The 24,755-nt window shown below is 42.5% G+C and carries 20 protein-coding genes, 1 pseudogene and 2 CRISPR repeat arrays; of the genes and pseudogenes, 13 read left to right on the plus strand and 8 right to left on the minus strand.

The window, feature by feature from the left end; translation table 11 throughout:
- Nucleotides 1-184: 184 nt before the first annotated feature.
- The 6 genes from cas10 to AC6IZ0_RS18800 are packed head-to-tail and all read left to right on the plus strand — an operon-like array spanning nt 185 to nt 8,936.
- A complete protein-coding gene (gene cas10 / locus AC6IZ0_RS18775; RefSeq protein WP_497724363.1) occupies nt 185-3,124 on the plus strand; it encodes a type III-B CRISPR-associated protein Cas10/Cmr2 in 2,940 nt (979 codons plus the stop codon).
- On the plus strand, nt 3,124-4,227 hold the full coding sequence (locus tag AC6IZ0_RS18780; protein ID WP_497724364.1) for a type III-B CRISPR module-associated Cmr3 family protein: 1,104 nt from the start codon (nt 3,124-3,126) through the stop codon (nt 4,225-4,227). Before cas10 ends, AC6IZ0_RS18780 begins: the two co-directional genes overlap by 1 nt.
- A gap of 27 nt (nt 4,228-4,254) precedes the next feature.
- Complete coding sequence (gene cmr4 / locus AC6IZ0_RS18785; protein WP_497724365.1) at nt 4,255-5,037, plus strand: type III-B CRISPR module RAMP protein Cmr4; 783 nt, start codon at nt 4,255-4,257, stop codon at nt 5,035-5,037.
- 40 nt (nt 5,038-5,077) lie between these two features.
- Nucleotides 5,078-5,473 carry a hypothetical protein gene (locus tag AC6IZ0_RS18790; protein WP_497724366.1) on the plus strand — a complete coding sequence of 132 codons (396 nt, stop codon included), beginning with the start codon at nt 5,078-5,080 and terminating at the stop codon, nt 5,471-5,473.
- Nucleotides 5,474-5,478: 5 nt separating this feature from the next.
- Entirely contained in the window at nt 5,479-7,410 is a 1,932-nt protein-coding gene (locus AC6IZ0_RS18795; RefSeq protein WP_497724367.1) for an RAMP superfamily CRISPR-associated protein, read from the plus strand.
- Entirely contained in the window at nt 7,407-8,936 is a 1,530-nt protein-coding gene (locus tag AC6IZ0_RS18800) for a hypothetical protein (RefSeq protein ID WP_497724368.1), read from the plus strand. Before AC6IZ0_RS18795 ends, AC6IZ0_RS18800 begins: the two co-directional genes overlap by 4 nt.
- A 121-nt stretch (nt 8,937-9,057) precedes the next feature.
- On the opposite strand, the gene AC6IZ0_RS18805 is transcribed toward AC6IZ0_RS18800, so the two are convergent.
- Nucleotides 9,058-10,251 (minus strand): helix-turn-helix transcriptional regulator, encoded by a 1,194-nt coding sequence (locus AC6IZ0_RS18805; RefSeq protein WP_497724369.1) that lies wholly within the window; start codon nt 10,249-10,251, stop codon nt 9,058-9,060.
- Between the two features lie 532 nt (nt 10,252-10,783).
- Between AC6IZ0_RS18805 and csx18 the strand changes: the two genes are divergently transcribed.
- From csx18 to cas2, 3 genes are all read left to right on the plus strand, one after another.
- Complete coding sequence (gene csx18, locus AC6IZ0_RS18810) at nt 10,784-11,053, plus strand: CRISPR-associated protein Csx18 (RefSeq protein WP_271734225.1); 270 nt, start codon at nt 10,784-10,786, stop codon at nt 11,051-11,053.
- Between the two features lie 72 nt (nt 11,054-11,125).
- Entirely contained in the window at nt 11,126-12,118 is a 993-nt protein-coding gene (locus AC6IZ0_RS18815; protein WP_271734224.1) for a CRISPR-associated endonuclease Cas1, Slr7092 subtype, read from the plus strand.
- Nucleotides 12,119-12,154: 36 nt separating this feature from the next.
- Nucleotides 12,155-12,436 (plus strand): CRISPR-associated endonuclease Cas2, Ssr7093 family, encoded by a 282-nt coding sequence (gene cas2 / locus AC6IZ0_RS18820; RefSeq protein ID WP_497724370.1) that lies wholly within the window; start codon nt 12,155-12,157, stop codon nt 12,434-12,436.
- Here the strand turns inward: cas2 and AC6IZ0_RS18825 are convergent.
- Nucleotides 12,429-12,668: a hypothetical protein gene (locus tag AC6IZ0_RS18825; RefSeq protein WP_497724371.1), complete on the minus strand. Its 240-nt coding sequence runs from the start codon at nt 12,666-12,668 to the stop codon at nt 12,429-12,431. The genes cas2 and AC6IZ0_RS18825 overlap by 8 nt on opposite strands.
- A gap of 419 nt (nt 12,669-13,087) precedes the next feature.
- On the minus strand, nt 13,088-13,252 hold the full coding sequence (locus AC6IZ0_RS18830; RefSeq protein WP_497724372.1) for a hypothetical protein: 165 nt from the start codon (nt 13,250-13,252) through the stop codon (nt 13,088-13,090).
- 215 nt (nt 13,253-13,467) lie between these two features.
- A CRISPR array of direct repeats spans nt 13,468-15,219; the repeat unit is 36 nt; unit sequence GTCCCCACTCGCTGGGGACATTATTTGAATGGAAAC.
- A gap of 251 nt (nt 15,220-15,470) precedes the next feature.
- On the opposite strand from AC6IZ0_RS18830, the gene AC6IZ0_RS18835 reads away from it, so the two are divergent.
- Complete coding sequence (locus tag AC6IZ0_RS18835) at nt 15,471-15,608, plus strand: hypothetical protein (protein ID WP_497724373.1); 138 nt, start codon at nt 15,471-15,473, stop codon at nt 15,606-15,608.
- On the opposite strand, the gene AC6IZ0_RS18840 is transcribed toward AC6IZ0_RS18835, so the two are convergent.
- The 4 genes from AC6IZ0_RS18840 to AC6IZ0_RS18855 form a co-directional block, all read right to left on the minus strand.
- Nucleotides 15,595-17,145, minus strand: coding sequence for an ATP-binding protein (locus AC6IZ0_RS18840; RefSeq protein WP_497724374.1), 1,551 nt, complete (start codon nt 17,143-17,145; stop codon nt 15,595-15,597). The two genes, AC6IZ0_RS18835 and AC6IZ0_RS18840, sit on opposite strands and share 14 nt — an antisense overlap.
- A gap of 356 nt (nt 17,146-17,501) precedes the next feature.
- A complete protein-coding gene (locus AC6IZ0_RS18845; RefSeq protein WP_497724375.1) occupies nt 17,502-17,666 on the minus strand; it encodes a hypothetical protein in 165 nt (54 codons plus the stop codon).
- A gap of 215 nt (nt 17,667-17,881) precedes the next feature.
- Nucleotides 17,882-19,474: a CRISPR direct-repeat array (repeat unit 36 nt; unit sequence GTCCCCACTCGCTGGGGACATTATTTGAATGGAAAC).
- Entirely contained in the window at nt 19,475-19,705 is a 231-nt protein-coding gene (locus AC6IZ0_RS18850) for a hypothetical protein (protein ID WP_497724376.1), read from the minus strand. It abuts the feature before it with no gap.
- A gap of 89 nt (nt 19,706-19,794) precedes the next feature.
- Entirely contained in the window at nt 19,795-20,811 is a 1,017-nt protein-coding gene (locus AC6IZ0_RS18855; RefSeq protein ID WP_497724377.1) for a ribose-phosphate pyrophosphokinase, read from the minus strand.
- 377 nt (nt 20,812-21,188) lie between these two features.
- Between AC6IZ0_RS18855 and bioD the strand changes: the two genes are divergently transcribed.
- The 3 genes and pseudogenes from bioD (at nt 21,189) to AC6IZ0_RS18870 (ending at nt 23,782) form a co-directional block, all read left to right on the plus strand.
- Nucleotides 21,189-21,866 (plus strand): dethiobiotin synthase, encoded by a 678-nt coding sequence (gene bioD / locus AC6IZ0_RS18860; RefSeq protein WP_497724378.1) that lies wholly within the window; start codon nt 21,189-21,191, stop codon nt 21,864-21,866.
- 116 nt (nt 21,867-21,982) lie between these two features.
- A pseudogene (locus AC6IZ0_RS18865) lies at nt 21,983-23,202 on the plus strand (M20 metallopeptidase family protein).
- Entirely contained in the window at nt 23,195-23,782 is a 588-nt protein-coding gene (locus AC6IZ0_RS18870; RefSeq protein ID WP_497724379.1) for an Npun_F5749 family FMN-dependent PPOX-type flavoprotein, read from the plus strand. Before AC6IZ0_RS18865 ends, AC6IZ0_RS18870 begins: the two are co-directional and overlap by 8 nt.
- Here the strand turns inward: AC6IZ0_RS18870 and cysE are convergent.
- Nucleotides 23,779-24,543, minus strand: a complete 765-nt coding sequence (gene cysE / locus AC6IZ0_RS18875; protein ID WP_497724380.1) for a serine O-acetyltransferase — start codon at nt 24,541-24,543, stop codon at nt 23,779-23,781. The two genes, AC6IZ0_RS18870 and cysE, sit on opposite strands and share 4 nt — an antisense overlap.
- Between the last annotated feature and the right edge of the window lie 212 nt (nt 24,544-24,755).

Here is a 24,755-nt window from a genome sequence, read left to right on the forward strand (position 1 = left end):
ATACTATATCAAACTTTAACCAAATAAAAAAATAATATTAGTAATAATCTTTACAATACCCCAAACGGTTATTATTAAAGCTTTTCAGCCCTAGGTAAGATATTTTGGTAATATTTGCTGTTAATAGACAGATATGAACTAAATCTTTTAGGATACTGATATCGGCAACACAGATAAAATACTAATGTCAACAGAGTATTGGCGGGCGAAAATTTGGGGTTTACTCCATGACCCTGTGTTAAAAGCCTTACACAACAACAGCGGTAGGGGTGGGAACAGCTTCTATGAGAAACTAGAAGCAATGAAACCTTGGGTTGAGATTAATAGAATACCTGAAGAATCAGCTGGGAAAGTATTAAAAAATATACTTTTAGCTGACTATATCGCCTCCGCTAGTGACAGAGCAGCCATAGGTAGTGTAACAGCTACGATCAACTATGCTCCGGGGAAGAATCCTGAGAAGGGCTTAGATATTACTCATTTATTATCTGGTGCAACCCAAGAATTTAAGATTAGAGAGCATCAGACCTTAATCACATCTCCACGTAAAGACTATTTAGCAGAAAAAGAGCAACAATTATTACAACTCATACCGAAAGAACTACAAACCGCAGATATTACAGATAATATTGCCCAGATTAAGAAATTATATTGGTGGTTATGGCGTTGTTTACCCCAAGCAACCTGTGACTTATTTAATGATAGTTCATTAATGTTAATGCCGGCGGAAACCAGATTACCCGATGCTTCCATCTGGAGTCATGTAAGCATGACCTCAGCTTTAGCTGGCGCATTAGCAGGATATGACCTAACCCTAGAACAAGTCAAACAGTGGCCGAGAAATCAACCAGTATCTCATCCCTACCTAGCAGTATTTAGCTTTAGTCCGGTACAAGAACTAATCAAGGCCAGTCGCAAAATGCGGGATTTTTGGGCTGGTTCGTGGTTGTTACATTATCTTTCAGCCAAAGTTTGCTGGAAACTGGCTAATCAATATGGACCAGATAGTTTACTTTATCCCAGTCTTTACCAACAACCACTGATTGACCATTGGTTACTACAAACATATCCAGAATATCAGCAGTGGGTAACCGCACCGACAGCAGAATCATTACTAACCGCAGGTTTCCCTAATGTTATAGTTTTAGTTTTGCCTGAAGCTAAAGTTAAAGCCGCCATGCAAACAGCCCAACAAACTCTGCTCGCTGAATGGCAACATATTAGTAAATTAGTTCTAGAAGAACTACAAAACGAACGTTATTGGATGAGAAACCTAGATGCTAATCATAGCACTTGGGAAGGTTGGTTACAATCCCAATGGCAGTTTTATTGGACTGCTTTACCGATTGGGAAAGAAGGTGAGGAATTTAAGATTTCCGCTGCTGAAAATAAAGATCAAGAATTGCAAGAATGGTGTGAGGTACAAAACAAAACCTATAATTTACATCAACCGGTGACAGGTGAGGGAGTTAAATTATTTAAAGACCAAGAATTAAAATTACTGCGGGAAGCATATAAAAAACGTTGGGAAAAGCAAAAACGAGGCTTTAGTGCTAATGTTGGTTCATGGTGGGGATATATATTTGATGCTACTCGTGCAAGTTTAGCATCTGTGAAAAATGCTAGAAATTGGGAAATACCCACAGCATTTGGTCCGCGGTCTACAATTTCTGGTATTGGTCCTGTGGTCAACCCTGGTAAGGACTGGACAACAGAAGGGGATACTAAAAGATTGTGGTCAAGACAAGCTGGTTTATTTGATGGTACAGAACAGTTAAACGCGACGGAAACCCTTAAACGCGGTTTACCAAAAATTATCGGCGAATTATTAGGAGTACCTGATTTACAAGTATCCTATCCTGATTTAACTTCTGGAGTCGCGGGGTATTTGAAGGTTAATCAGGGTCAGTCTGAACATGAAAACAATTTTAACCAGGCTTGTCAAGCTATAATTAGCAGGTTTACCGACACCAAAACAATGCTCCAAGATATGCGCGGTAAATGGGGTATTCCTTGGAGAGATAAACAAAATACTCCTAAACAATATCATCCCCGTCTACTCAATTCTGGGTGGTTAGTGGAGGAGTTGGAAAATGGGAAGGAATTTAGAATTGAATATACTCAAGCCTGGAATCAGATTATTAGTCAATACTATCCCCAAAATAACCCTTCTAGCTGGTATGTGTTAGCCGCTGGTGATGGTGATGGGATGAGTGAATGGTTAAAAGGGGCGAAGATGAAAGCCTATAAGGAATATATTCCCTCTGGTTTGGAGGTTGATTTAGAGAATTTCCCCCAATTCCTAGAACTGAAAAAACGCATGGGACCTAGTACCCATAATGCCTTAAGTCGCGCTTTACTAGATTTTTCTAATCAACTTGTGCCTTACCTCACAGAATGTCGCTATGCTGGTAAACTGATTTATGGTGGTGGTGATGACGTTCTAGCCTATACGAATCTGTGGGAATGGGACGAGTGGTTATGGGATATTCGCCAATGTTTCCAAGGTGGAGAAGACCCCAAGGATGAATTTAGTAATGATGGTGATTATTGGCGGTATAAAGGTAATAGCCAGCAGTTAGTTGACCGTCCTCTGTTTACTATGGGGAGCGCAGCTACTATCAGCTTTGGTATTATCATCGCCCATCATTCGGTTCCCCTAGCGATCGCCTTAGAAAGTCTCTGGGAAGCAGAAAAAAAAGCTAAAAAACATCACAGTCCTGAAGGTGCAAAAAAGGATGCTGTACAGGTGCGGGTACTATACGGTAATGGTAACACCTTACAGTCAACGGCAAAGTTTGAAGTTTTTCATCAATGGCAAATATTAATCAGTGGGGAAGAAGACAGCGCCCTATTTGAACAAGCTGCGAGTTTGTGGAGTCAACACCCAGCGCCTAATTCTGAGGCTATTTTACCTTGGACGCAGGTATTTTGCGATCGCCGTGACCAGTTCCAAAATAATCAAACTGCAAAAGCCGAGTTTCAACAAAGATTAGCAGCATTTCTCAACCTTCTGTTTACAACCACTCAAATTACTCATCTTAATGATGAAGTAGAGAACTGGTTAAAACTTGCAGCATTTGTCAAACGTAACCGCCATATTAAAATAGGAGGTGGTCGTTAATGTATTGGTACAAACTCACACCTTTAGATATATTAATGTTACGGGATGCTAAACCCTTTTCACCACAGGAAAGGGCTTGGGCCGGGAGTGTATTTCCTCCTAATGGTCATGCGATCGCCGGAGCATTGCGGGGACTTTTAGGAGAGAAAAAAGAGTTTCGTTTAACAGGTCCGTTGCTCTGTCGTCAAAACCAGGGAGAGAATACCTTATATTTTCCTCGTCCCCTAGGATTTGTCAAATCTATCCCCCTGGTGCCACTAGTATGGGAAGATGAATCTCATGTGCATAATGCATTGTGGGATCATAATCAACCTTGTCCTTTAGTTAAACCCGCTGATGCATCTAGAGATGATGACGAATACAATTCAGCTAAGGGTCAAGCTGATGACTTCAGACAATATCTACCTTATGAAGTTGTTAAAGATTATCTCAAAACAGGGAAGATTAAAGAAAAAGATTGGTTAGTAGAGAGTGGTAGGCATGAAGATGAACCTTGGACTATAGAAACCCGTTCTCATAATAGCCTAGAGCCGGGAACTAGACAAGTTAAAGATGCTGATGGTTATTTTGTAGAAAACGCCATTCGCCTCCGTCCTCATTGGAGTTTAGCCATCGGTGTTAATGAGGAATTACCAACACCTAATACCATGAGATTGGGAGGGGAAGGACACCGGACAATGATAGAATATTGTCCAGAATTAACACAACAATGGGTAGAACTTCAAGGAATTTCCCAGGAGAATTTCCAATCTACTCATAAATCTATTGCTTATTTAATTACCCCTGGGGTATTTGAACGTAAACACCGCATTAGAAATAACAGGTTTACATCTTTATGTCGTCCCTATCCCTGGGAATGGAAATTAATAAATGGTAAATTTGTTACCATGGCTACTGACAAGCCAGTACCTATTAGTTGCCGTATTCGCGGTAAATATACTGAGAATAATAGCATTCCTGCACCTCAAGTATTTGCAGCACCGCCGGGAAGTTTGTATTTTTTGAATCAACCCCAAGGATTATTTCAGGATGATTACCCGAATTGTGTAAATCATTGGCGACGGTTGGGTTATTCCGAAATGCTGTGGATTGAATACAAATAGCAATCAATTAAGTTAGGTAACATCATCATGAAATCGATTTATTTATATTTACTGTCACCATTACATACAGGTGGGACAACTCAAGAAGGTAATTTACTGGGAATTGCGCGGGAGTCACATACTAATTTACCTTATATTCCTTCTAGTACCATGCGCGGTAAAATCCGTTCTCTTGCAGAGAAAAGCATTCAAGCTCAATTATTTGGTACAGATTTAAAAGATGGTAAATTAGAACAAGGTGATATTTGGATTGGTGACGCTTCTATATTGTGGTTACCAGTACCATCTCTCAGCCATAGTGTGGTGTGGGTGAGTTGCCCTATGTTATTACAAAGATGGCAACGATTACAAGGCGGTAATTTAGGTCATTTAACTATCCCCCCAGAATATAGCTGTAATTTCGCTGCTGTTAACTCTGCTATTTACCTCAAAGATGCCATTATTAAGGCGGAAAACTTAAAAAAATGGGATAAGTGGGCAGATTTTGTCCCTAAATCCTCGCCCACAAGTTCAATTAATCGCCTGTTAGTTTTACCTGATAAACATTGCGGTACATTAATTCAAATGAGTTTATGGCGACAGGTAAAAATTAAATTGGATGAACATAAATCTGTAGATGGTGGTTTTCGCTATGAGGAAGCTATCCCCCCAGATACATTAATGTATTTACCCTGGGGTATGACATCCCAAGCGAATGGAAGATCACAAAACTCCTGCTCTGAGTTTGAAACATTATTAGCTGGTAATACCATTGTGCAAATTGGTGGACAGGAAAGTTTAGGACGGGGATTTGTCCAACAGTGGATGTAGAAATTAACAATTATGAAATTAATTACAGGAATTAATTGATATGACCTTTGACCCCAGAACTCTCGCTAGTCCGATTTATGACGCTTTAAATAATTTGCGCGCTCTCCCTAATCAAGATGTTGATCGTTTGAGACAACAAAAAAGTCAAGCAGTTGAACTTTATACCTATCTTTCTACCTGGGGAATGATGCGCCCTAAGGCTGAAGAAACAGCCTTGGGTAATAATATGGAGGGTAAAAAGCAGGTGGTGAAGAAGTTTTTTCAGTGTTTAGAAGAGGTTTCAGGAGTACGAAATTTAGTCGGCGATCGCGGTTTAGATACTTTAAGAAAACTCGGTACAGATGAATATTTAGGTTTAACTGGGTTAGGTCTAGCTTTAGCACAGGAATTTAGTTTTTGGGCGACTGCTATTTATGCAGATATTAAGGGAGAATAAAAATCATGGTATTTGAAAGACCAAAAACAAAGAGTTCCAAAAACCCTACACCCCAAGCAGTTAATAGACCTAATTCTAATCGTGGTGGGGGTGGTGGTCATGGTGGAGGTGGTGGTCATGGTGGGGGTGGTGGTCATGGTGGAGGTGGTGGTCATGGTGGGGGTGGTGGTCAACCTTCCCCTTGGTTAAACCCTGAAAATCCACCGCAACCACATAAAGAAGCTAGTTTTGTTGAGTATTTACGCTGGATGCGATCGCCTGACGGTGAAAATAAAGATATCACCAAATTGCAGATATTACAATTGGCAGAACAGGGAAACTACCGCGATCGCTTACAACAACTAACCCAGCGCACAGAATTAATCGCCCAAACTAGCTTTAAAGTGCAATGTCCTTGGCGCATCAGAGTAGGTGGACACCGCGGACCAGAAAGTATTTTATTACCAGCTTTCGATGCTTTGGGTTTACCATACATTCCTTCTAGCACTTTAAGGGGTGTAGCTAGAACCCAAGCTATTCGGGAAATTATCACCCAACAAGGAATTTCTTGGAAAGACGCAGAAAAACAAGTTGCGCCTTGGTTTGGCTCCTTAGAAACCACAAACCTCAACCAACGCTCTGGTAAAGTTGTCTTTCTCGATGCTTATCCCCTCCCTCAACCAAATGAGAATGTGTTAGCTGTAGATATGGCTAATAACATTTGGCAATGGGAAGGTAACACAACAGTATATAGTCCTAATCCTAACCCATTTTTGAGTTTAGAAAAACCTTTTTTTCTCATTGGGTTACGTTTAGCTAGCGGTTGTACAGATGAGCAAATTTTAGAAAAAGTTAAACAGTGGTTAACTGCAGGTTTACAAGGGGGAATTGGTTCCCAAGTCAATAGTGGTTACGGTCAGTTAAACCGCGCTGGTAGAATTATCCCCCAAAGTGAATTTTTCCGAGTTAAATTTACTTTAGAAGGTCAATTAATTCATGGGAGGAAAAAATTTAGCAATGTTAATCAACCCTTGAACCACCAAGGTAGAGCAAATACAATCAATCATGCAGAAGTGAGACCGGTAGCGTTTAAATCCATGCTCCGTTATTGGTTTAGAACCTTGGCTTTAGGGGTTTTAGAAGCGGGACAAGTTCAAACCTGGGAAGGTAAAATATTTGGGACCATTACCCCTCCTAAAAAAGAATTGGGGTGGTTAATGGTGAGGGTATTAGATGGTAGAGTCACCCAAAGGGAAGCTAAAAATCAACAAGATGATCCTGGGCAACAAGAAGGTATTTTAACATTAAATTACTCCCCAGAGATACCAAAAAATCAGCAAGAAAACTTAAGCAAACTAGGGAAAAACTTGACTTGGTTAATGTTCCATTTAGGTGGTGTTGGTCAGGGAGCCAGAAGACCTTGTTATTCTCGCTACAATAATCAATATGCTCCTTGGTGGCGTGGTTCTACCCTCATACCAGAGAGTGAAAATTCATTTTGGAAATTACCAGAAACTCCTAGGGAATTTCAAAAACTCTTTAAACAGCGACTCAGAGATTTTTATCAAGCATTCCAAAGTTTAGGCGCTAATTGTAATTATCAGCAACTACAAAACTCTGGTACAGCTAACTCTTCTACTTGGCGTGAAGCATTAGATATTAATGCCAAAATTGTAGTAGTTAGCGGTGACACAAACACCAATAAACCCTATCCACTGCATATTTTACATCAACGGTTTCACCAATTAGAAGATGCTGACTACACTAAGGCCAAAAACCTCTGCGGTGGCGTTATAACAGATTACCCCAATCATACTCAACGTAAAGTAGTTCCTTCCCCCATATGGATTGCAGATTTAGACGAATATCAAGTAGTAACCGTATTTGGAGCTAATGCAGACCCCCGGAAACAATATTTACAAACTTTAGAAAATTCTTTACAAATTTTCCCCCTATGAGTGTCAATAATTCCCATCACGTTGATACCTTAATTATTACCGTAGGTACTCGACAAATAGGCTGGCGCTGCAAAGATCATATTATTCGTTCCTTTGGTGCTGATGGTAATATTGGTTATCCCTCCCATATCACTCAACTGTATCAAGAATTGGGAATAGAACGGGGTGTACATCTAGAAAATGACAAAACCTACCCCTGTAGTGCTAAAGACCTGGGACAGCGTTATTATGAATACTGCAAGGAATGGTTAGGGGGTGATTTTAGCCCTGTGGAATTACTCCTAGATCAAAATATAATTGACCAAGGGGTGAAGCAAGGTTTAAAACATATTATCCTGTGGGGAACTGACCAACCAGAAACAGTTTCTTGGTTCCATCGTCGTCTTGATACGGTGTGGATAGCAGAGTTAATGAGGGGGAAAATTATCAGTTTATATCCTCAACTGAGAGTTGATATTCACGCGCCTAAAATTGTCGCTAATGATAATTATGCTATTCGTCAAGAATTGGAATTGTTAGTTTTAAAGGAAGCCTTAGATAGTTTTTCGCCCGATAACAAACAAGAGTTTGTTTTGTGGATACAAAATAAAGGTTGTGCACCTGCGATCGCATCTTCTGTGGAAATTTGCGCCGCTGCTCTGGTGCGTCAGTGTCAGGTATTCAATGCTAGTCCTGATGACCCTAGGGAATTTTTCACCACATCAGAAAATGGTTTAGTTAGCGCTAATCATTCCCAAAGCTTCCAACTCATCCCCATGGGAGAATATTTTTGGTCTTTGGAACGGTTACGGATTATCTCAGCTTGGGAAAGAGGGGATTTTGTGGAAGCTCAACTGTGGTTGAGGATTCATCAAAACAAGTACGAACTACTATATAAATTAGCTGGTTTTTTAGCAAAGTATAGTAACTGGGAATCTCATGATCAGGATTTTTTCCGCAAGTTAAAAGAATGGTTAAATTCTCGCCATGTCAGTAAAACCGTGGATGGGGAACAGCTTCAAGCTTGGAATACACAGTTAGATATCATGCAAGGTGATGATTTAACTAAATTATGGGAGTCTACAATTATTATAGATTTATCGGTACAACGGGAGAACTACACCACAGCCTTTATTCAATTCGCGCAGATTTTGGAACGGTTACTTTACATTCAGTCAACAAGACAAAATTGGGCTAGGAGGGGTTGGAAACCCCAAAGAAGCGATGAGCCATCACTTAATGATTTAATTCAAGGTTGGTGCGATTATCAAAGATTTAATCAAAATCATCAATGGTCAAAATTATTAACCGCCATTAGGGAAAAACGCAATGAGGTAATTCACGAAGGTAAATCTATCACCTTAAGAGATATTCGTCACCTGTGGAATAATAATAACTTTCCCGTGAGATTTCCCGAAACACCAGAGATCATTAAAAACTTAATGATGGATGTCCTCAAAGAAATTATTCCCCCCCCTAGCGTCAATCAACTGTTAATGCGATCGCTCTATCAATGGGGACTAGACTACCTCAAAAACTCTACTTAGGGGATGTTTCAAAAGTTATGATTAATGTATCAAATATTGTTTGACCCCACCCTAACCCTCCCCTTACAAGAGGAGGGGACTGGATTTGATTGTTTTTTGTGTGTTCGGTGTGTTCCCCCTCTTAATACACTATATTACCATAGCGAGAAACTAAAGCCTGAGCCGATAAACGATGCTTTTCTACCAACTGCGGTGGAGATAAAACCTGAGCTTTATCTAAAAACCGATTTACCCACAAACTAAACTCATTTAAAGACCGGGGTGGGAGACTCACTTGATAGTCTATATAACTGTAGTTACCCGTGTTCCTGTCAACCAGTCCAGGAGTAATTACTTGTTTGACATGACGTAACTCACCCTCTAAAATAAATGCTGATACTGGGGAGAAAAACCGCACCTTCACAGTAATAAATGGTAAATTTCCCTCTAGTTCTAAGTTTTGGTCTTCTAGTTCCCCTAAACTTAAACCCCAGCCATTTTCCAGTAGTGTCTCAGCTTTGGTTAAACTTTCTTTTTGTTTTTCTAACCCCCGCGCTGGTATTTTCAGGAGTTCACAGTAATTACTAAAACGATTTAAACGCCCAATTACTAAATGGTCACTAGCACAAGCTTCATAAAGTAAATACCAAGCCACATCATGGTAAATTAACTGTAAAGGAAAAACTCTAAAATATCCAATGCGGTTAGAACCATAAAAGTCTTTACTGCGGTAAATTTCTACAGCTTGTCCTTGAATAATTGCCGTTTCGATTAATGATAACTGATGAAATAAAGTATCCCGGTTTTCCCCCTTGTATGCCATTTCTTCCGGGTCAGTATAGACAATAGCACGATTGAGGTATTGGCGAGTGGGGTAAAAAAATTCCCCCTTCATTTCCATATCTAAACCCCGTAATCTCTTACTGACCGCTTCATAAACCCGTCTGACTTGAGCATCACCTTGATATTCTGCTTGGGAAGCCAAAGCATTAAAAGCTATTTTTAACTCTGTAGTGGAGAGCGCACCAGTACCCAGGTAATAACCCCAGCGGTACATCCGGTCTCCGAGTATACCATAACGCCGGAGAGTTTCTAAATCTTTACGCAGGGTGGGGACAGACGGATAACCCAATGGTAATTTTATATTCAGTTCTGTTGCGAGTTTTTGCAGATATACCCTCACAGCATCAATTGCATTGTGCTGTTTATTCTGACTACATTTACTAAACTCTCGACTACCTATACCGGGATACTTTAATAATGTAGCAATTAATAGCATTAACCGGGTAAAGGCCAGATTATCTATATAGGGATGATTTCTTTCCTGCTTGGCCATAGTTAAAATAAATACAGGGAACAGGGAACAGGGAACAGGGAACACCGGAACAGGGGAGGTAAAAGAATATTTGATGCATTAATCATAAGTTTTGAAACATCCTCTAAGTAGAGTTAGGGAACACCGGAACACCGGAACAGGGGAGGTAAAAGAATATTTGATGCATTAATCATAAGTTTTGAAACATCCTCTAAGTAGAGTTAGGGAACACCGGAACACCGGAACACCGGAACAGGGGAGGTAAAAGAATATTTATTGATAGAGCGATCGCATTAACGGGAGATTGACACTAGGGGGGGGAGTAGTTTCTTTGAGGACATCCATCATTAAATTTTTTCTGTAACTAAATTACACTGCCTCAATCTGAGTATAAAAACAAAATATTCATAACTCTCTTAAACATTGACTGTAAGTATTGTCAATGCTGATTTCTAGCAGATATACATAAGATTCTAATTTAGCATCTTTTTGTCGTATTTCTCCCTTTTTCAGACTATGGTAGTCAATATCATCCATTCAGTCGGTGAAAATTATGTATATTTCTCGGCGTTCTGCTACGGTGAAAAATGTTTCCGTGTCTGTTGTGAATGGGAGTATTACTTTAGTGATTTTGCTGATTGCACCCCTGGGTTTAGCAGCAGTAATGATAAATACTTTACTGGTAACCCTCTCTACTTATATAGTTTGTACCGGGGCCGATAGGGTGGTTTTGTGGTTACAACCAGAACAAAAAGCAGAATTAATGTTTTCTGAGCACTCTCAACATGGTTCTAGGGGTGAGTCTAAGTTAAAACGTTTCTGAGTCTAATCAACTACACACCAATTTGTCACCTTTTCCCTATTCCCACCACAAAAAAATCAACTGTCACAGCTGATGCAAACTCTTTATGTTTCAGAGCAAAATTGCTATGTTTGCTTACAACAAGAAAGTTTAATTGTCAAGCAGGGCGAAACCTCCTATGGGGAAGTACAGTTACCTCTCTTAGAACAAATTTTGATTTTTGGTTATTCTCAGGTGACAACTCAAGCTATTCGAGCTTGTTTATCGCGAGATATCCCCATTGGTTATTTATCCCGCATGGGATATTGCTATGGCAGAATTTTACCTATTTCCCGGGGATATCGCCAGCTGTCACGTTATCAACAGCAGTTATCCCCTGTAGACAAGTTAATTACCGCTAGGGCGATTATCCAGGGAAAGTTAAAAAATAGCCGCGTATTGTTGCGACGACACAAAAAAACAAAAGAGTCGGAGGTGTTGGAAACAGTATTACAAAGTTTAGACTATCTAGCCCAGGAGGCGGTAAAGGCTGATACATGGGAAAAGTTAATGGGTCTAGAGGGTGCTGGTGCTGCACAATACTTCACCGCATTTAGTGACTGCTTGACTCATCCTGATTTTATTTTCTCCGGTCGTAGTCGTCGTCCACCGGGAAACCCCGTCAACGCCATGTTGAGTTTTGGTTATCAGGTATTGTGGAATCACTTGTTAGCGTTAATTGAAATTCAAGGACTTGACCCCTATTATGGGTGTTTACATCAGGGACATGATGGTCATGCGGCTTTGGCTTCCGATTTAATTGAAGAATTTCGCGCCCCTTTGGTAGATTCTCTGGTGCTGTGGTTAATTAATCGCCATATTGTTGATGCTGGAGATGATTTTGAGTTTAAAAATGGAGGCTGTTATTTAAATAATTCCGGGAGAAAGAAGTTTTTACGGGCTTTTGTTCAGCGTATGACTGCGGAAATTCAAACCGATGAGGGAATTAAACAACCTAAGTGGGACTTATTAACTCAGCAGGTGCGGGCTTTTAAGCAGTTTGTTTATAACCCCAGTCACTGTTATCAACCATATCGTATCGATTAGAGGTGTTTTTGATATTTACCCCCTTCCCTCTTAACCATGTTTTTATATGTCATTGCTTACGACATCCCGGAGGATAAACGGCGGAAAAAAGTAGCTGATTTGTTGGAGGGTTATGGACAGCGTGTACAGTATTCTGTATTTGAATGTCAGTTAAATACCCAGCAATACCAAGACTTACAGCGGAGGTTAAGGAAAATTATCAAGTTAGAGGAGGATAACATCAGGTTTTATCCCCTGTCTCGACATACTTTATCTCAAGTAGAAACTTGGGGTGTGGGTGTACCGGTGATTAAACCCCCCAGTTCCGTGATTATTTGATTTTACCAATGGCTCCCCGGGCGTGGCGGTAGTTCAGGTAAAATCGCTGAAACGTTGATTCTGGCCTTTTGACATCCTCAATCTGACGAGTGCCGATTAACCTCGGTCGCTTGCTGTATAAACTGTTGACGGGTGACGGTTGACGGTTGACGGTTGACGGTTGACGGTTGACGGTTGGCGGTTGACGGTTGACTGTTGACGGGTCAAAGGTTAAGAGCATTGCCTTTAACATTGCCTAATGGCTGTTTTAATGCACCAGTTAACTATTACCGAGGTTCAATCAAAATAGCTGAAATAGCGATTCTAATGTTTTGACATCCTCAATCTGACGAGTGCCGATTAACCTCGGTTCCTTGCTGTATAACGGTTTCAGCTTTTGACAAACTGTTGACTGTTGACGGGTCAAAGGTTAAGAGCATTGCCTTTAACATTGCCTAATGGCTGTTTTAATGCACCAGTTAACTATTACCGAGGTTCAATCAAAATAGCTGAAATAGCGATTCTAATGTTTTGACCCTCGGTTCCTTGCTGTATAAGGGTTTCAGCTTTTGACAAACTGTTGACTGTTGACGGGTCAAAGGTTAAGAGCATTGCCTTTAACATTGCCTAATGGCTGTTTTAATGCACCAGTTAACTATTACCGAGGTTCAATCAAAATAGCTGAAATAGTGATTCTAATGTTTTGACATCGTCAATCTGACGAGTGCCGATTAACCTCGGTTCCTTGCTGTATAACGGTTTCAGCTTTTGACAAACTGTTGACGGTTGACGGTTGACTGTTGACGGGTCAAAGGTTAAGAGCATTGCCTTTAACATTGCCTAATGGCTGTTTTAATGCACCAGTTAACTATTACCGAGGTTCAATCAAAATAGCTGAAATAGCGATTCTAATGTTTTGACCCTCGGTTCCTTGCTGTATAAGGGTTTCAGCTTTTGATAGACTGGGGTAAAGTCCATTTCAGCCATCGCTTTTTCTGAACCTCGGAAACTGCCTCTAGACTTCTTGCAGGGTAATGGTTTAGAATGCAGGGGTCCCCACTCGCTGGGGACATTATTTGAATGGAAACGATATGCGGAAGTACGATGCATCTGCTACCCCTTGTGTTGTCCCCACTCGCTGGGGACATTATTTGAATGGAAACCCTCTTTTACAAGCTTGAGGAAGACCGAAAAGCCGTTGTCCCCACTCGCTGGGGACATTATTTGAATGGAAACATCATTTACTCCCAAGGAGGAAAGGAGATTAAATTGGTCCCCACTCGCTGGGGACATTATTTGAATGGAAACCTTGAGGAAAGAGTCATACAGCCCTAATACAGCAGCGGCGTCCCCACTCGCTGGGGACATTATTTGAATGGAAACCAACCGTAGATGCTGCATTTATACGGTCTTGGATTCTGCGTCCCCACTCGCTGGGGACATTATTTGAATGGAAACCGGGATCTTGGTACAACTCAACCTCGACTGTTTCTTTTTGTCCCCACTCGCTGGGGACATTATTTGAATGGAAACAAAGGAGGTGTTTCGACAATTTATTAATTTATTTATAGTGTCCCCACTCGCTGGGGACATTATTTGAATGGAAACTCAATGTCTGCGAGCATTTGAAGAATAATCTCTTCTGTCCCCACTCGCTGGGGACATTATTTGAATGGAAACATTATTACAAAAACTTTCCAGCCCTTTTTCTATAAGTCCCCACTCGCTGGGGACATTATTTGAATGGAAACCAAATACTGTTGAGCTGCTTGTTTGGTGTCAGGATTAAAGTCCCCACTCGCTGGGGACATTATTTGAATGGAAACTCACAGTCGCGGTGGTATAACCATATGTCAGCGCCGTAGTGTCCCCACTCGCTGGGGACATTATTTGAATGGAAACGAGGCATGGTGAATTTGTACCGGCCAGTCCAGAACTGCAGGGTCCCCACTCGCTGGGGACATTATTTGAATGGAAACGCTTTCTTAGCTAAGTCTTTCCATGCAGATGCAGGTCCCCACTCGCTGGGGACATTATTTGAATGGAAACAAAGCTAGTGATTTAAAACCAGACAACCATTCGCCGGAAGTCCCCACTCGCTGGGGACATTATTTGAATGGAAACAACTTCAGTAGAAGTCAATGTGATCTCAACTCGCGTACGTTGTCCCCGTCCCCACTCGCTGGGGACATTATTTGAATGGAAACTGTTTCATTTTTTCAGACCCGTTTGACTCGTTTTCGTCCCCACTCGCTGGGGACATTATTTGAATGGAAACTATTCGTGTGTTGATAAATCATTCAGCGAAAATGCTTCAGTCCCCACTCGCTGGGGACATTATTTGAATGGAAACCCACTCTTTTAAAAGCGGCGTGGAGTCCGCCGTATACTCGTCCCCACTCGCTGGGGACATTATTTGAATGGAAACTGCCCCGAAGGACAGAGACACTATAGGCGCGTCAATTTCTTCGGTGTCCCCACTCGCTGGGGACATTATTTGAATGGAAACTGGTGTTGCAAACGATAGGACCAAGAAACTCGGATCGTCCCCACTCGCTGGGGACATTATTTGAATGGAAACTCTATGACTTTAATAGACAAGAGTCTATCAATAATCATAGGTCCCCACTCGCTGGGGACATTATTTGAATGGAAACAAGCCCCAAAGTATCCCCAAGCACTCATTGTTTGGTAGTCCCCACTCGCTGGGGACATTATTTGAATGGAAACTTTAGAGCTGCTTGCAATTCTTTGTATGTCATGATTTTGTCCCCACTCGCTGGGGACATTATTTGAATGGAAACCTAGGACAAGATCCCCGACTTCTTAGAGAAGTCGGGGATCTTTCCCACTAGAACAGTGAGAAGAGAAACGCGATCGCATTGAGAATTATATGGATTGATTGATGTTTCCCTGGGGACATCAATTGAATGGAAACGAATTAATGATTAAGCCCCGTTTGCGCTCAATATAAAGATTTGTCAACCCAAGAGTCCACTTTCAGTAGACTTTCGCTATTAGCCGGGGAATTCATTCCCCAGCTAATGACTGTTGATTGTCACACATCTTCCCAGTCAACAGTCAACAGTCAACCGTCAACGGTATGGCTAACGCCACGCTATCGCTATCGACTCCGCTCACCGACCACCGTCAACAGTCAACCGTCAACAAATCCAAACCTACCCCCGAATAACTGTAATATTTCTCCCTTGAGGACTCAGGGCTATTTCCGTGGTAGTGCGATCGCTTATTGGTGCTAAATCGGGGCGACGGTCAAATATTACTAACCATCCTGTATCTAAATTTAAACCTGATAAATACTTATCTAATTGTACCAATCCTTGCTGCAATGGGTCGGGTTTACCCTGCTTCCATACCTTTAATTCCATCCCTAAGACCACATCCCCATACCTTAAACATATATCCATCCTCCCGGAGCCTATGGCGTATTCCCGCTCTAAGCTACCCCCACCATTAACCACCCGGTGTAAAAATGCCATTAATACTAAGTGGGGCGCAATTTCTGGATAAGGGGTACTTTTAAATAAGGGTTCCCCGTGTTGTCGCCAAAAGTCTAAAAAAGACTCTAACAATGCTATTGCATCGAGTTTACCAGTGGGTGTTAACCAACTGGGTTGAACAGATGTTAAGGAAGCAATTGTGACATTCGCTAAAGTTTTGGGGAATACCTCTCTATAGATAGGATTAGCAATTTCCAGACCACCACCCCTATCCCGTTTACATAAACCTAAATCTAGTACATAGCGTAAATCATCATCAGGAACATTGCCTAACTCTTCACCGGCTAACATGGGTTGAAGAATCGCCTTAACTCTATCTTCCCGCAGTCGCTCGGCTAAACTATCTAAATGGGTGTCCTGCCTTTGAATTAGTATATCTTTAGCTTGATTGATTAAATCTACCGTGATGGGGATATTGGTATCTTCTGCTAAATACTCTGTAACCTGACGGGCGATCGCATTGACTAACCAAGGTTGACCTTGGGTTAAATAGTAGGCGTGGTTAATGGCTTCGGGGGTAAAGATTTGACCTGTGGATTGAGTGTGTTGTTCGTATAATTTAGTAATATCTTCTAGAGTAAAATTACTTAAAGTTAAAGACTCTACCTTGATATTAAAAGGGCTAGAGGTATTTAATCTATCACTACCACCGGAAGCTACCTTATAATCCCGGACATCCCGCATCCCAATTAAGGCTACGCATTGGGGGAAACCTTGGGGGCGATTGGGATAACCGGAGCGTAATTGTCGCAGTACAGAAATTAAGGTTTCATCACTTAAAGCGTCAATTTCATCTAAGAATACCACCAGGGGTAAGGGTGAGTCAGCCGCCCAAGTGCTTAAAAATGTGCCTATTTGGGAACCAGTACCCACTTCTGTCCATGTAGTGGGCTGTAGGTTAGCTGGTAGGCGAAATTTAACCGACTGTTTCCACTCATCTAAAATTGCTCGTTCAGCAGTTCCAGGATCATGGGGAAATACTGCGCCCACTTCTAAGGACAGTAACACAGCGGTATATTTACCACTGGCTGTTAATTCCTCTGCTAGGGTAAGCATGGCAGTGGTTTTACCGGTTTGTCTGGGTGCATGGATAACAAAGTAATTGCGCTGCGCAATCAGGCGTTTTAACTCTGGTAACCGTTCACTGGTCGGTAGGGTATAGTGTATATCCGGTTGACAAGGGCCAGCGGTATTAAACCATTTAGTCATAAAAGTTTACGTATAGGTTGATTTGATTATAAGTGCTATGACGGTTGACGGTTGACTGTTGACGGGTCAAAGGTTAAGAGCATTGCCTTTAACATTGCCTAATGGCTGTTTTAATGCACCAGTTAACTATTACCGAGGTTCAATCAAAATAGCTGAAATAGCGATTCTAATGTTTTGACATCCTCAATCTGACGAGTGCCGATTAACCTCGGTCACTTGCTGTATAAGGGTTTCAGCTTTTGACAAACTGTTGACGGTTGACTGTTGACTGTTGACGGGTCAAAGGTTAAGAGCATTGCCTTTAACATTGCCTAATGGCTGTTATAATGCACCAGTTAACTATTACCGAGGTTCAATCAAAATAGCTGAAATAGCGATTCTAATGTTTTGACATCCTCAATCTGACGAGTGCCGATTAACCTCGGTCGCTTGCTGTATAAGGCTTTCAGCCTTTGACAAACTGTTGACGGTTGACTGTTGGCGGTTGACGGGTCAAAGGTTAAGAGCATTGCCTTTAACATTGCCTAAGTGCTGTTTTAATGCACCAGTTAACTATTACCGAGGTTCAATCAAAATAGCTGAAATAGCGATTCTAATGTTTTGACCCTCGGTTCCTTGCTGTATAAGGGTTTCAGCCTTTGACAAACTGGGGTAAAGTCCATTTCAGCCACCGCTTTTTCTGAACCTCGGAAACTGCCTCTAGACTTCTTACAGGGTAATGGTTTAGAATGCAGGGGTCCCCACTCGCTGGGGACATTATTTGAATGGAAACCTGACAACTGAAGTCTCTTCTCCAAGTACGTACTGGTGTCCCCACTCGCTGGGGACATTATTTGAATGGAAACACTTCCTTCCAGGCAGTTTCCAGACCTTTTAGAGAGGGTGTCCCCACTCGCTGGGGACATTATTTGAATGGAAACTATCTGTTCCTCTCTCTCCTGCTCCGTTTCGCAGTAAGTCCCCACTCGCTGGGGACATTATTTGAATGGAAACACGACTAAGATAGCCAAGCCTAATTTTCTGGCTGGGGTCGTCCCCACTCGCTGGGGACATTATTTGAATGGAAACTTTCCAGACCTTTTAGAGAGGCCCAGTGAATTAAGCAGTCCCCACTCGCTGGGGACATTATTTGAATGGAAACGACATACGGGCACCATCTACCCAGAGATATAAGGACTGTCCCCACTCGCTGGGGACATTATTTGAATGGAAACTGGATCCGTTCCTTGGCAGGAACTGTAATAAATGCTGTCCCCACTCGCTGGGGACATTATTTGAATGGAAACAGAAACCGAGTTCTGGGAAAGTTGTAGAAACTTCTGTGTCCCCACTCGCTGGGGACATTATTTGAATGGAAACCTAAGGTACACTGGAATGCCCTCAAGCCAAGCAACTTGGCTAGGTCCCCACTCGCTGGGGACATTATTTGAATGGAAACCATAGGGAGCCTTTGGTCATGACCAATTCCATCTTGTCCCCACTCGCTGGGGACATTATTTGAATGGAAACGGTATCCCAAATGACAAGAAGATTTTCGACAGCTTAGTCCCCACTCGCTGGGGACATTATTTGAATGGAAACAATTCATTACCACTTCCTGGAGTCCAAGTTCCCCTAGTCCCCACTCGCTGGGGACATTATTTGAATGGAAACAAGAAAGGCAGTGTTGCAGAAAAGAACATTCCACACTCCCAATTAAGTCCCCACTCGCTGGGGACATTATTTGAATGGAAACTTTCCAAGAACACCTGGTACTCCTCCTCAAGCTCGTCCCCACTCGCTGGGGACATTATTTGAATGGAAACCTAGTAGACCTATCAGGTATAGATATAACACCAAATCGTCCCCACTCGCTGGGGACATTATTTGAATGGAAACTTAGCCTCTGGCTGTAGGTACGAAATAAGGCTTTGGGATGTAGGTAGGTCCCCACTCGCTGGGGACATTATTTGAATGGAAACAGAAAAGCTGATTTTGTTGGGCTGGACAAAATTAGAGACGTCCCCACTCGCTGGGGACATTATTTGAATGGAAACAAAGACCCTGGGGTCTGTTGAGTGGACACGGTAGAGTCCCCACTCGCTGGGGACATTATTTGAATGGAAACCTAAAAAGTACTGCAACCACTAAGGCAAGAGCACCTAGTATGTCCCCACTCGCTGGGGACATTATTTGAATGGAAACGTACACTATTGGGGTCAACCGCACGACACACTGTGAGCGTCCCCACTCGCTGGGGACATTATTTGAATGGAAACAATTTCATGGAGAACGGAACCGGCGGGAAGGTTAAGTCCCCACTCGCTGGGGACATTATTTGAATGGAAACCTAGGACAAGATCCCCGACTTCTTAGAGAAGTCGGGGATCTTTCCCACTAGAACAGTGGGGATAGAAACGCGATCGCATTGAGAATTATATGGATTGATTGAGGTTTCCCCGGGGACATCAATTGAATGAATACGGTTGACGGTTGACGGTTGACGGTTGACGGTTGACGGTTGACGGTTGACTGTTGACGGTTGACGCAAGATAACCGACTTGTCGGGGATCTTTCCCACTGAAGAAACTAATAAAAAATGAAGTCTGAAGGCTGAAAAAATCATACTTCCTACTTCACCTTTTTTTGATACCAAATTGTAACCGTATACTAGCGAAACATACTACTTACTGAAGTATCTTCATGAATTCGCCAAATGGTTTCCCCTAACAGGTTAGCTACTGACAGGGTTACTAGTTGAGGAAAGCGATCGCATTCTGGTATAGGAATAGTATTAGTAACTATCACTTCTTCAAACAGACCACTAGATAAACGTTCCTTAGCTGGTGGGGAAAACACCGCATGAGTTGCACAAGCATAGACTTGACGCGCCCCCCGTTCCCGCAGTAGTCGTGCGCCTTCGGTAATTGTACCGCCAGTATCAATCATGTCATCTACCAGAATGGCTGTTTTACCCTTCACATCACCAATGACATTCATCACTTCAGCGACATTATGGGCTTGACGACGTTTATCGATAATAGCCAGGGGTGCATCATTGAGCTTTTTAGCAAATGCTCTGGCTCTTGCTACACCGCCGACATCGGGAGAGACAACCACAATATCTGACAGTTGTTTACTCGCCAAATAATCAAAAATGACTGGGGAACCGTAAACATGATCAAAAGGTATGTCAAAATAGCCTTGAATTTGCGCTGAGTGCAAATCCATAGCTAAAACCCGACTAGCGCCGGCTTTAGTAATCAGGTTAGCCACCAATTTGGCTGTAATTGACTCTCTACCTGCGGTTTTGCGGTCAGCGCGAGCATAGCCATAATAGGGAATGACTGCGGTTATCTGTCGTGCGGAAGCGCGACGACAAGCATCAACCATAATCAGCAATTCCATTAAGTTGTCGTTAACGGGTTTACAAGTTGGTTGGATTAAATAAACATCACAACCCCGGATAGATTCTTGAATTTGAACATATAGTTCCCCATCCGCGAACCTTTTACGAATCATTGGCCCCAAGTCCATCCCCAGGTAACGAGCGACTTCTTGAGACAGTGGTACATTAGCAGAGCCAGAAAATAGTCGCAGGCGATGATTTTCTGTCACCCCTGTGATATCTGGTTGTACCTTTAAACTGGCAGAACTGAGCACAGCAGATCCTCGATGTGCATTCATGGCAATATTATCATTAGATATTTAGTAGATTTAACTCTCATGCGGTAAAAAAACTTCTGTGAGTTTTTCTTAAGCTTTCATACAAACTTTAAACATTTCTCAATATATTTACTTGTGGCAGATATGGCAGTCTTGTTGATGGATAAACCATTGTCAGAACAGATGCAGCAACACTGGCTCATAATTTCTTGCGGGAAGGTAAAATATTTATGGCATACTCTTATGATACTAGCTGGAAAATTATAAACTGGGTGAGGAAATTTTGGATCGTAAATCACCCCAAAAATGTTTAGGTGTGACTAGGGTAGAGAATATATTACAATTGTGCTGATATGTGCATATTTAGAAAGTAATCGCCGAAGAGATTGTTAAACACATTGTTAAACACATTATTGATTACTGGTACTGATACCGACGCTGGCAAAACTGTTTTAACTACGGCTTTGGCGGCTTATTACCAAAAGTATTACCCCCAGCGTACTTGGGGAATCATGAAACCCATTCAGTCAGGTACGGGCGATCGCGAATTATATCAAAGGTTATTTTCTTTACAGCAGTCATCGGAGGAAATTACCCCTTTATATTTTAACGCTCCTCTAGCCCCCCCCATCGCTGCCGCCAAGGAAAATCGCTCTGTGGATTTAGCCTTAGTATGGCAAGCTTTCACTCAATTGCGATCGCAGCGTGATTTTGTTTTCGTAGAGGCTTTAGGGGGTTTAGGTTCACCGATTACCGATGAGTTGACCGTGGCTGATTTAGCCGGTGATTGGCACTTACCTACAGTCTTAGTAGTACCAGTCCGACTAGGTGCGATCGCCCAAGCTGTGGCTAATGTAGCATTAGCTCGGCAATCAAAGGTACATCTCAAAGGTATAATTCTTAACTGTGTGCAACCCCGGAATGAGGGGGAAATTGCTGATTTAACGCCATCAGATTTAATTCAATCTTTAACTAATACACCGGTTTTAGGTTGTTTACCTTACTTAGATAATTTAGCAGATTTAGATCAACTTGCCCATGTAGCCTCAACTCTCCAGTGGGAAAGATTGAGGTAATTAGGAATTTGGCTCTGAGAGTTTCCAGTTTTATGCAACTTGAACTTTTTAACCAAGAGTACACTGGGAAAATATCTTCATTTAACCTTACTCAAACGACCTGGACTTGATTAATTATGGTTTCTAGTTTTCCCGATTCTGCTGTTGATTTATCTGCTGTTCGTCTAGAAATTCGCGCCTTACAACCCCAACTAGTAGAATGGCGCAGACAACTACATCAAAAACCAGAGTTGGGCTTTCAAGAACGACTCACAGCACAGTTAGTTTCTCGCAAGTTGCAAGCATGGGGGATTGACCATGAGACAGGTATAGCGGAAACTGGTATTGTAGCCATAATTAAGGGTAATCAACCCGGCGCACAGAAAGTATTAGCCATTCGTGCTGATATGGACGCTTTACCCATTCAAGAACTAAATGATGTCAGCTATAAATCCCAACATGACGGCGTGATGCACGCTTGCGGACATGATGGACATACGGCGATCGCCCTGGGTACAGCTTACCACTTACACAAGCACCGCCACAACTTGAGTGGCACTGTCAAAATCATCTTCCAACCTGCGGAGGAAGGACCGGGGGAGCCAAACCGATGATTAAACAGGGGGTACTCAAAAACCCCGATGTAGATGCCATCATTGGCCTGCACCTATGGAATAATTTACCATTAGGTACAGTAGGAGTGCGCCCAGGGGCGTTAATGGCATCTGTAGAATGTTTTAATTGTACCATTTTAGGTCAAGGTGGACATGGTGCCATGCCCCATCAAACCATTGATTCTATTGTAGTTGCAGCCCAAGTTGTCAATGCCCTACAAACCATTGTCGCCCGGAACGTCAACCCTATAGATTCCGCCGTCGTCACAGTGGGAGAACTTCACGCCGGGACAAAACTTAATGTAATTGCTGATACCGCCCGCATGAGTGGTACTATCAGGTATTTTAACCCAGATTTAGCCGGATTCTTTCACCAGCGAGTTGAGTCAATCATTGCCGGGGTTTGCCAAAGTCATGGGGCAAAATATGATTTAGAATACTGGAGTCTTTACCCCCCCGTGATTAATGATGCTCATATGGCGGAACTAGTCAGGTCAGTAGCAGCGGCGGTAGTAGAAACCCCTTTAGGTATTGTCCCCACCTGTCAAACCATGGGCGGTGAGGATATGTCATTCTTTTTACAAGAAGTTCCTGGCTGTTATTTCTTCCTGGGTGCTGCTAACCCCCAGAAAAATCTGGATTATCCCCATCATCATCCCCGATTTGATTTTGATGAAACAGCCTTAGCCATGGGTGTAGAAATATTTGTGCGTTGTGTGGAGAAATTTTTAAGCAATGAGTAATATTGCTCCTTGGCGCAGTGCGATCGCCCGTGGACTGCATCACAATCGCAGCCTTGTATACTCTCGTTACTTCCAACTAGCCACAGTGAAAGAAAATGGTCGCCCTGCAAATCGTACCGTGGTTTTTCGTGGCTTTTTGGAAGATAGTAACCAGGTAAAATTAATTACTGATGGACGCAGTGACAAAATCACCCACATTAAACAACAACCTTGGGCAGAAATTTGTTGGTACTTCCCCAACACCAGGGAACAATTTCGCCTTTCTGGGTGCTTAAAGATAGTGGGAAGTGAGGATAATAATTCTCTCCTCCAACAAGCGCGGATGAAAACTTGGCAACAACTAAGCGATGGGGCGCGGTTACAATTTGCTTGGCCTCATCCGGGTAAACCCAGGATAGATCAACCAGAGGCCTTTAACCCACCAGCACCTGATCCCACCCAACCGGTAGGGAATTTTTACCTACTACTACTTGAACCTGTGGAGGTAGAGCATTTACAATTGCGTGGGGAACCACAAAACCGGCGAATTTACCGCCTAGATGGAGAGAAAAACTGGTTAGTTGAAGAACTTAACCCTTAGATTCCGGCACCATCGAGAAATTGCTGTATTTCTTTGTCTCTGAGGCTACACAAGGGCGCATCGGGGGGTAAATCATCGGGATTGGAGAGCAGAGAAACCGCCAAAACATGAGTTTTTGTCACAGACTGACCATCTTTGAGGTTTTGGATTTCTGTTTCTAATGATGAAATCCGATCTACCAAGGCGCGAATTACTTGGGCTTCCGAGTCTGGTAAGTTGTTATGTTCTAGGGGAGCAACTCGCACCCCGGAACGATAAACAATGCGACCCGGTACCCCCACCACTGTGCAATCACTGGGAACGTCCCTGAGAACCACTGAACCCGCACCAATGCGGACATTATTACCAATTTGGATATTTCCTAATACTTTGGCTCCTGCGCCCACTACCACATTTTCCCCTAGGGTGGGGTGGCGTTTACCTGTTTGTTTACCAGTTCCTCCCAAGGTGACACCTTGATAAATCAGGGCATAATCCCCGACTATAGCTGTTTCACCAATCACAACCCCCATACCGTGGTCAATAAACACACCTTGGCCAATTGTCGCCCCTGGGTGTATTTCCACTCCTGTGAAAAACCTACCTATATGGGAAATCAAGCGGGGTAAAAATGGAATACCAATACTATGCAGCCAGTGCGCCAGCCGATGGAATATTAGGGCTTGCAAACCGGGGTAGCAAAATAAGACCTCTAGCCAGTTACGGGCGGCTGGGTCACGTTCAAAGATAATGCCAAAATCAGCGCGTAGTCTAGATAGCACGAGATAGTACCGATGCAAAAATGTTAACAATTGCTTGGGTTTTCTTCTTGCTTCATCCTGGAAATGTGGGGGGTAACCAGTCCACAAGCCAAACGACTAATCTAGCCGCTATTATGTATGGAAGTTTTTCCCACTCTGAGGCGTTACTAACGACTCTGTGTTTAGGTTGCTGCTCTCCCTGGGGAGGTGGAGGGTAGACCTCCGACAGCAAC

The sequence above is a fragment of the Anabaenopsis sp. NIES-4685 genome (assembly GCF_059725405.1).

Coding starts and splice junctions, on each gene's coding strand:
- AC6IZ0_RS18780 (WP_497724364.1), top strand. CDS start 3,124: ATGTATTGGTACAAACTCACACCTTTAGATATATTAATGTTACGGGAT.
- csx18 (WP_271734225.1), top strand. CDS start 10,784: ATGTATATTTCTCGGCGTTCTGCTACGGTGAAAAATGTTTCCGTGTCT.
- AC6IZ0_RS18795 (WP_497724367.1), top strand. CDS start 5,479: ATGGTATTTGAAAGACCAAAAACAAAGAGTTCCAAAAACCCTACACCC.
- AC6IZ0_RS18815 (WP_271734224.1), top strand. CDS start 11,126: ATGCAAACTCTTTATGTTTCAGAGCAAAATTGCTATGTTTGCTTACAA.
- AC6IZ0_RS18825 (WP_497724371.1), bottom strand. CDS start 12,668: ATGTTAAAGGCAATGCTCTTAACCTTTGACCCGTCAACAGTCAACCGT.
- cmr4 (WP_497724365.1), top strand. CDS start 4,255: ATGAAATCGATTTATTTATATTTACTGTCACCATTACATACAGGTGGG.
- cas10 (WP_497724363.1), top strand. CDS start 185: ATGTCAACAGAGTATTGGCGGGCGAAAATTTGGGGTTTACTCCATGAC.
- AC6IZ0_RS18840 (WP_497724374.1), bottom strand. CDS start 17,145: ATGACTAAATGGTTTAATACCGCTGGCCCTTGTCAACCGGATATACAC.
- AC6IZ0_RS18870 (WP_497724379.1), top strand. CDS start 23,195: ATGAGTAATATTGCTCCTTGGCGCAGTGCGATCGCCCGTGGACTGCAT.
- cas2 (WP_497724370.1), top strand. CDS start 12,155: ATGTTTTTATATGTCATTGCTTACGACATCCCGGAGGATAAACGGCGG.
- AC6IZ0_RS18830 (WP_497724372.1), bottom strand. CDS start 13,252: ATGTTAAAGGCAATGCTCTTAACCTTTGACCCGTCAACAGTCAACCGT.
- AC6IZ0_RS18800 (WP_497724368.1), top strand. CDS start 7,407: ATGAGTGTCAATAATTCCCATCACGTTGATACCTTAATTATTACCGTA.
- AC6IZ0_RS18805 (WP_497724369.1), bottom strand. CDS start 10,251: ATGGCCAAGCAGGAAAGAAATCATCCCTATATAGATAATCTGGCCTTT.
- AC6IZ0_RS18790 (WP_497724366.1), top strand. CDS start 5,078: ATGACCTTTGACCCCAGAACTCTCGCTAGTCCGATTTATGACGCTTTA.
- AC6IZ0_RS18845 (WP_497724375.1), bottom strand. CDS start 17,666: ATGTTAAAGGCAATGCTCTTAACCTTTGACCCGTCAACCGCCAACAGT.
- AC6IZ0_RS18855 (WP_497724377.1), bottom strand. CDS start 20,811: ATGAATGCACATCGAGGATCTGCTGTGCTCAGTTCTGCCAGTTTAAAG.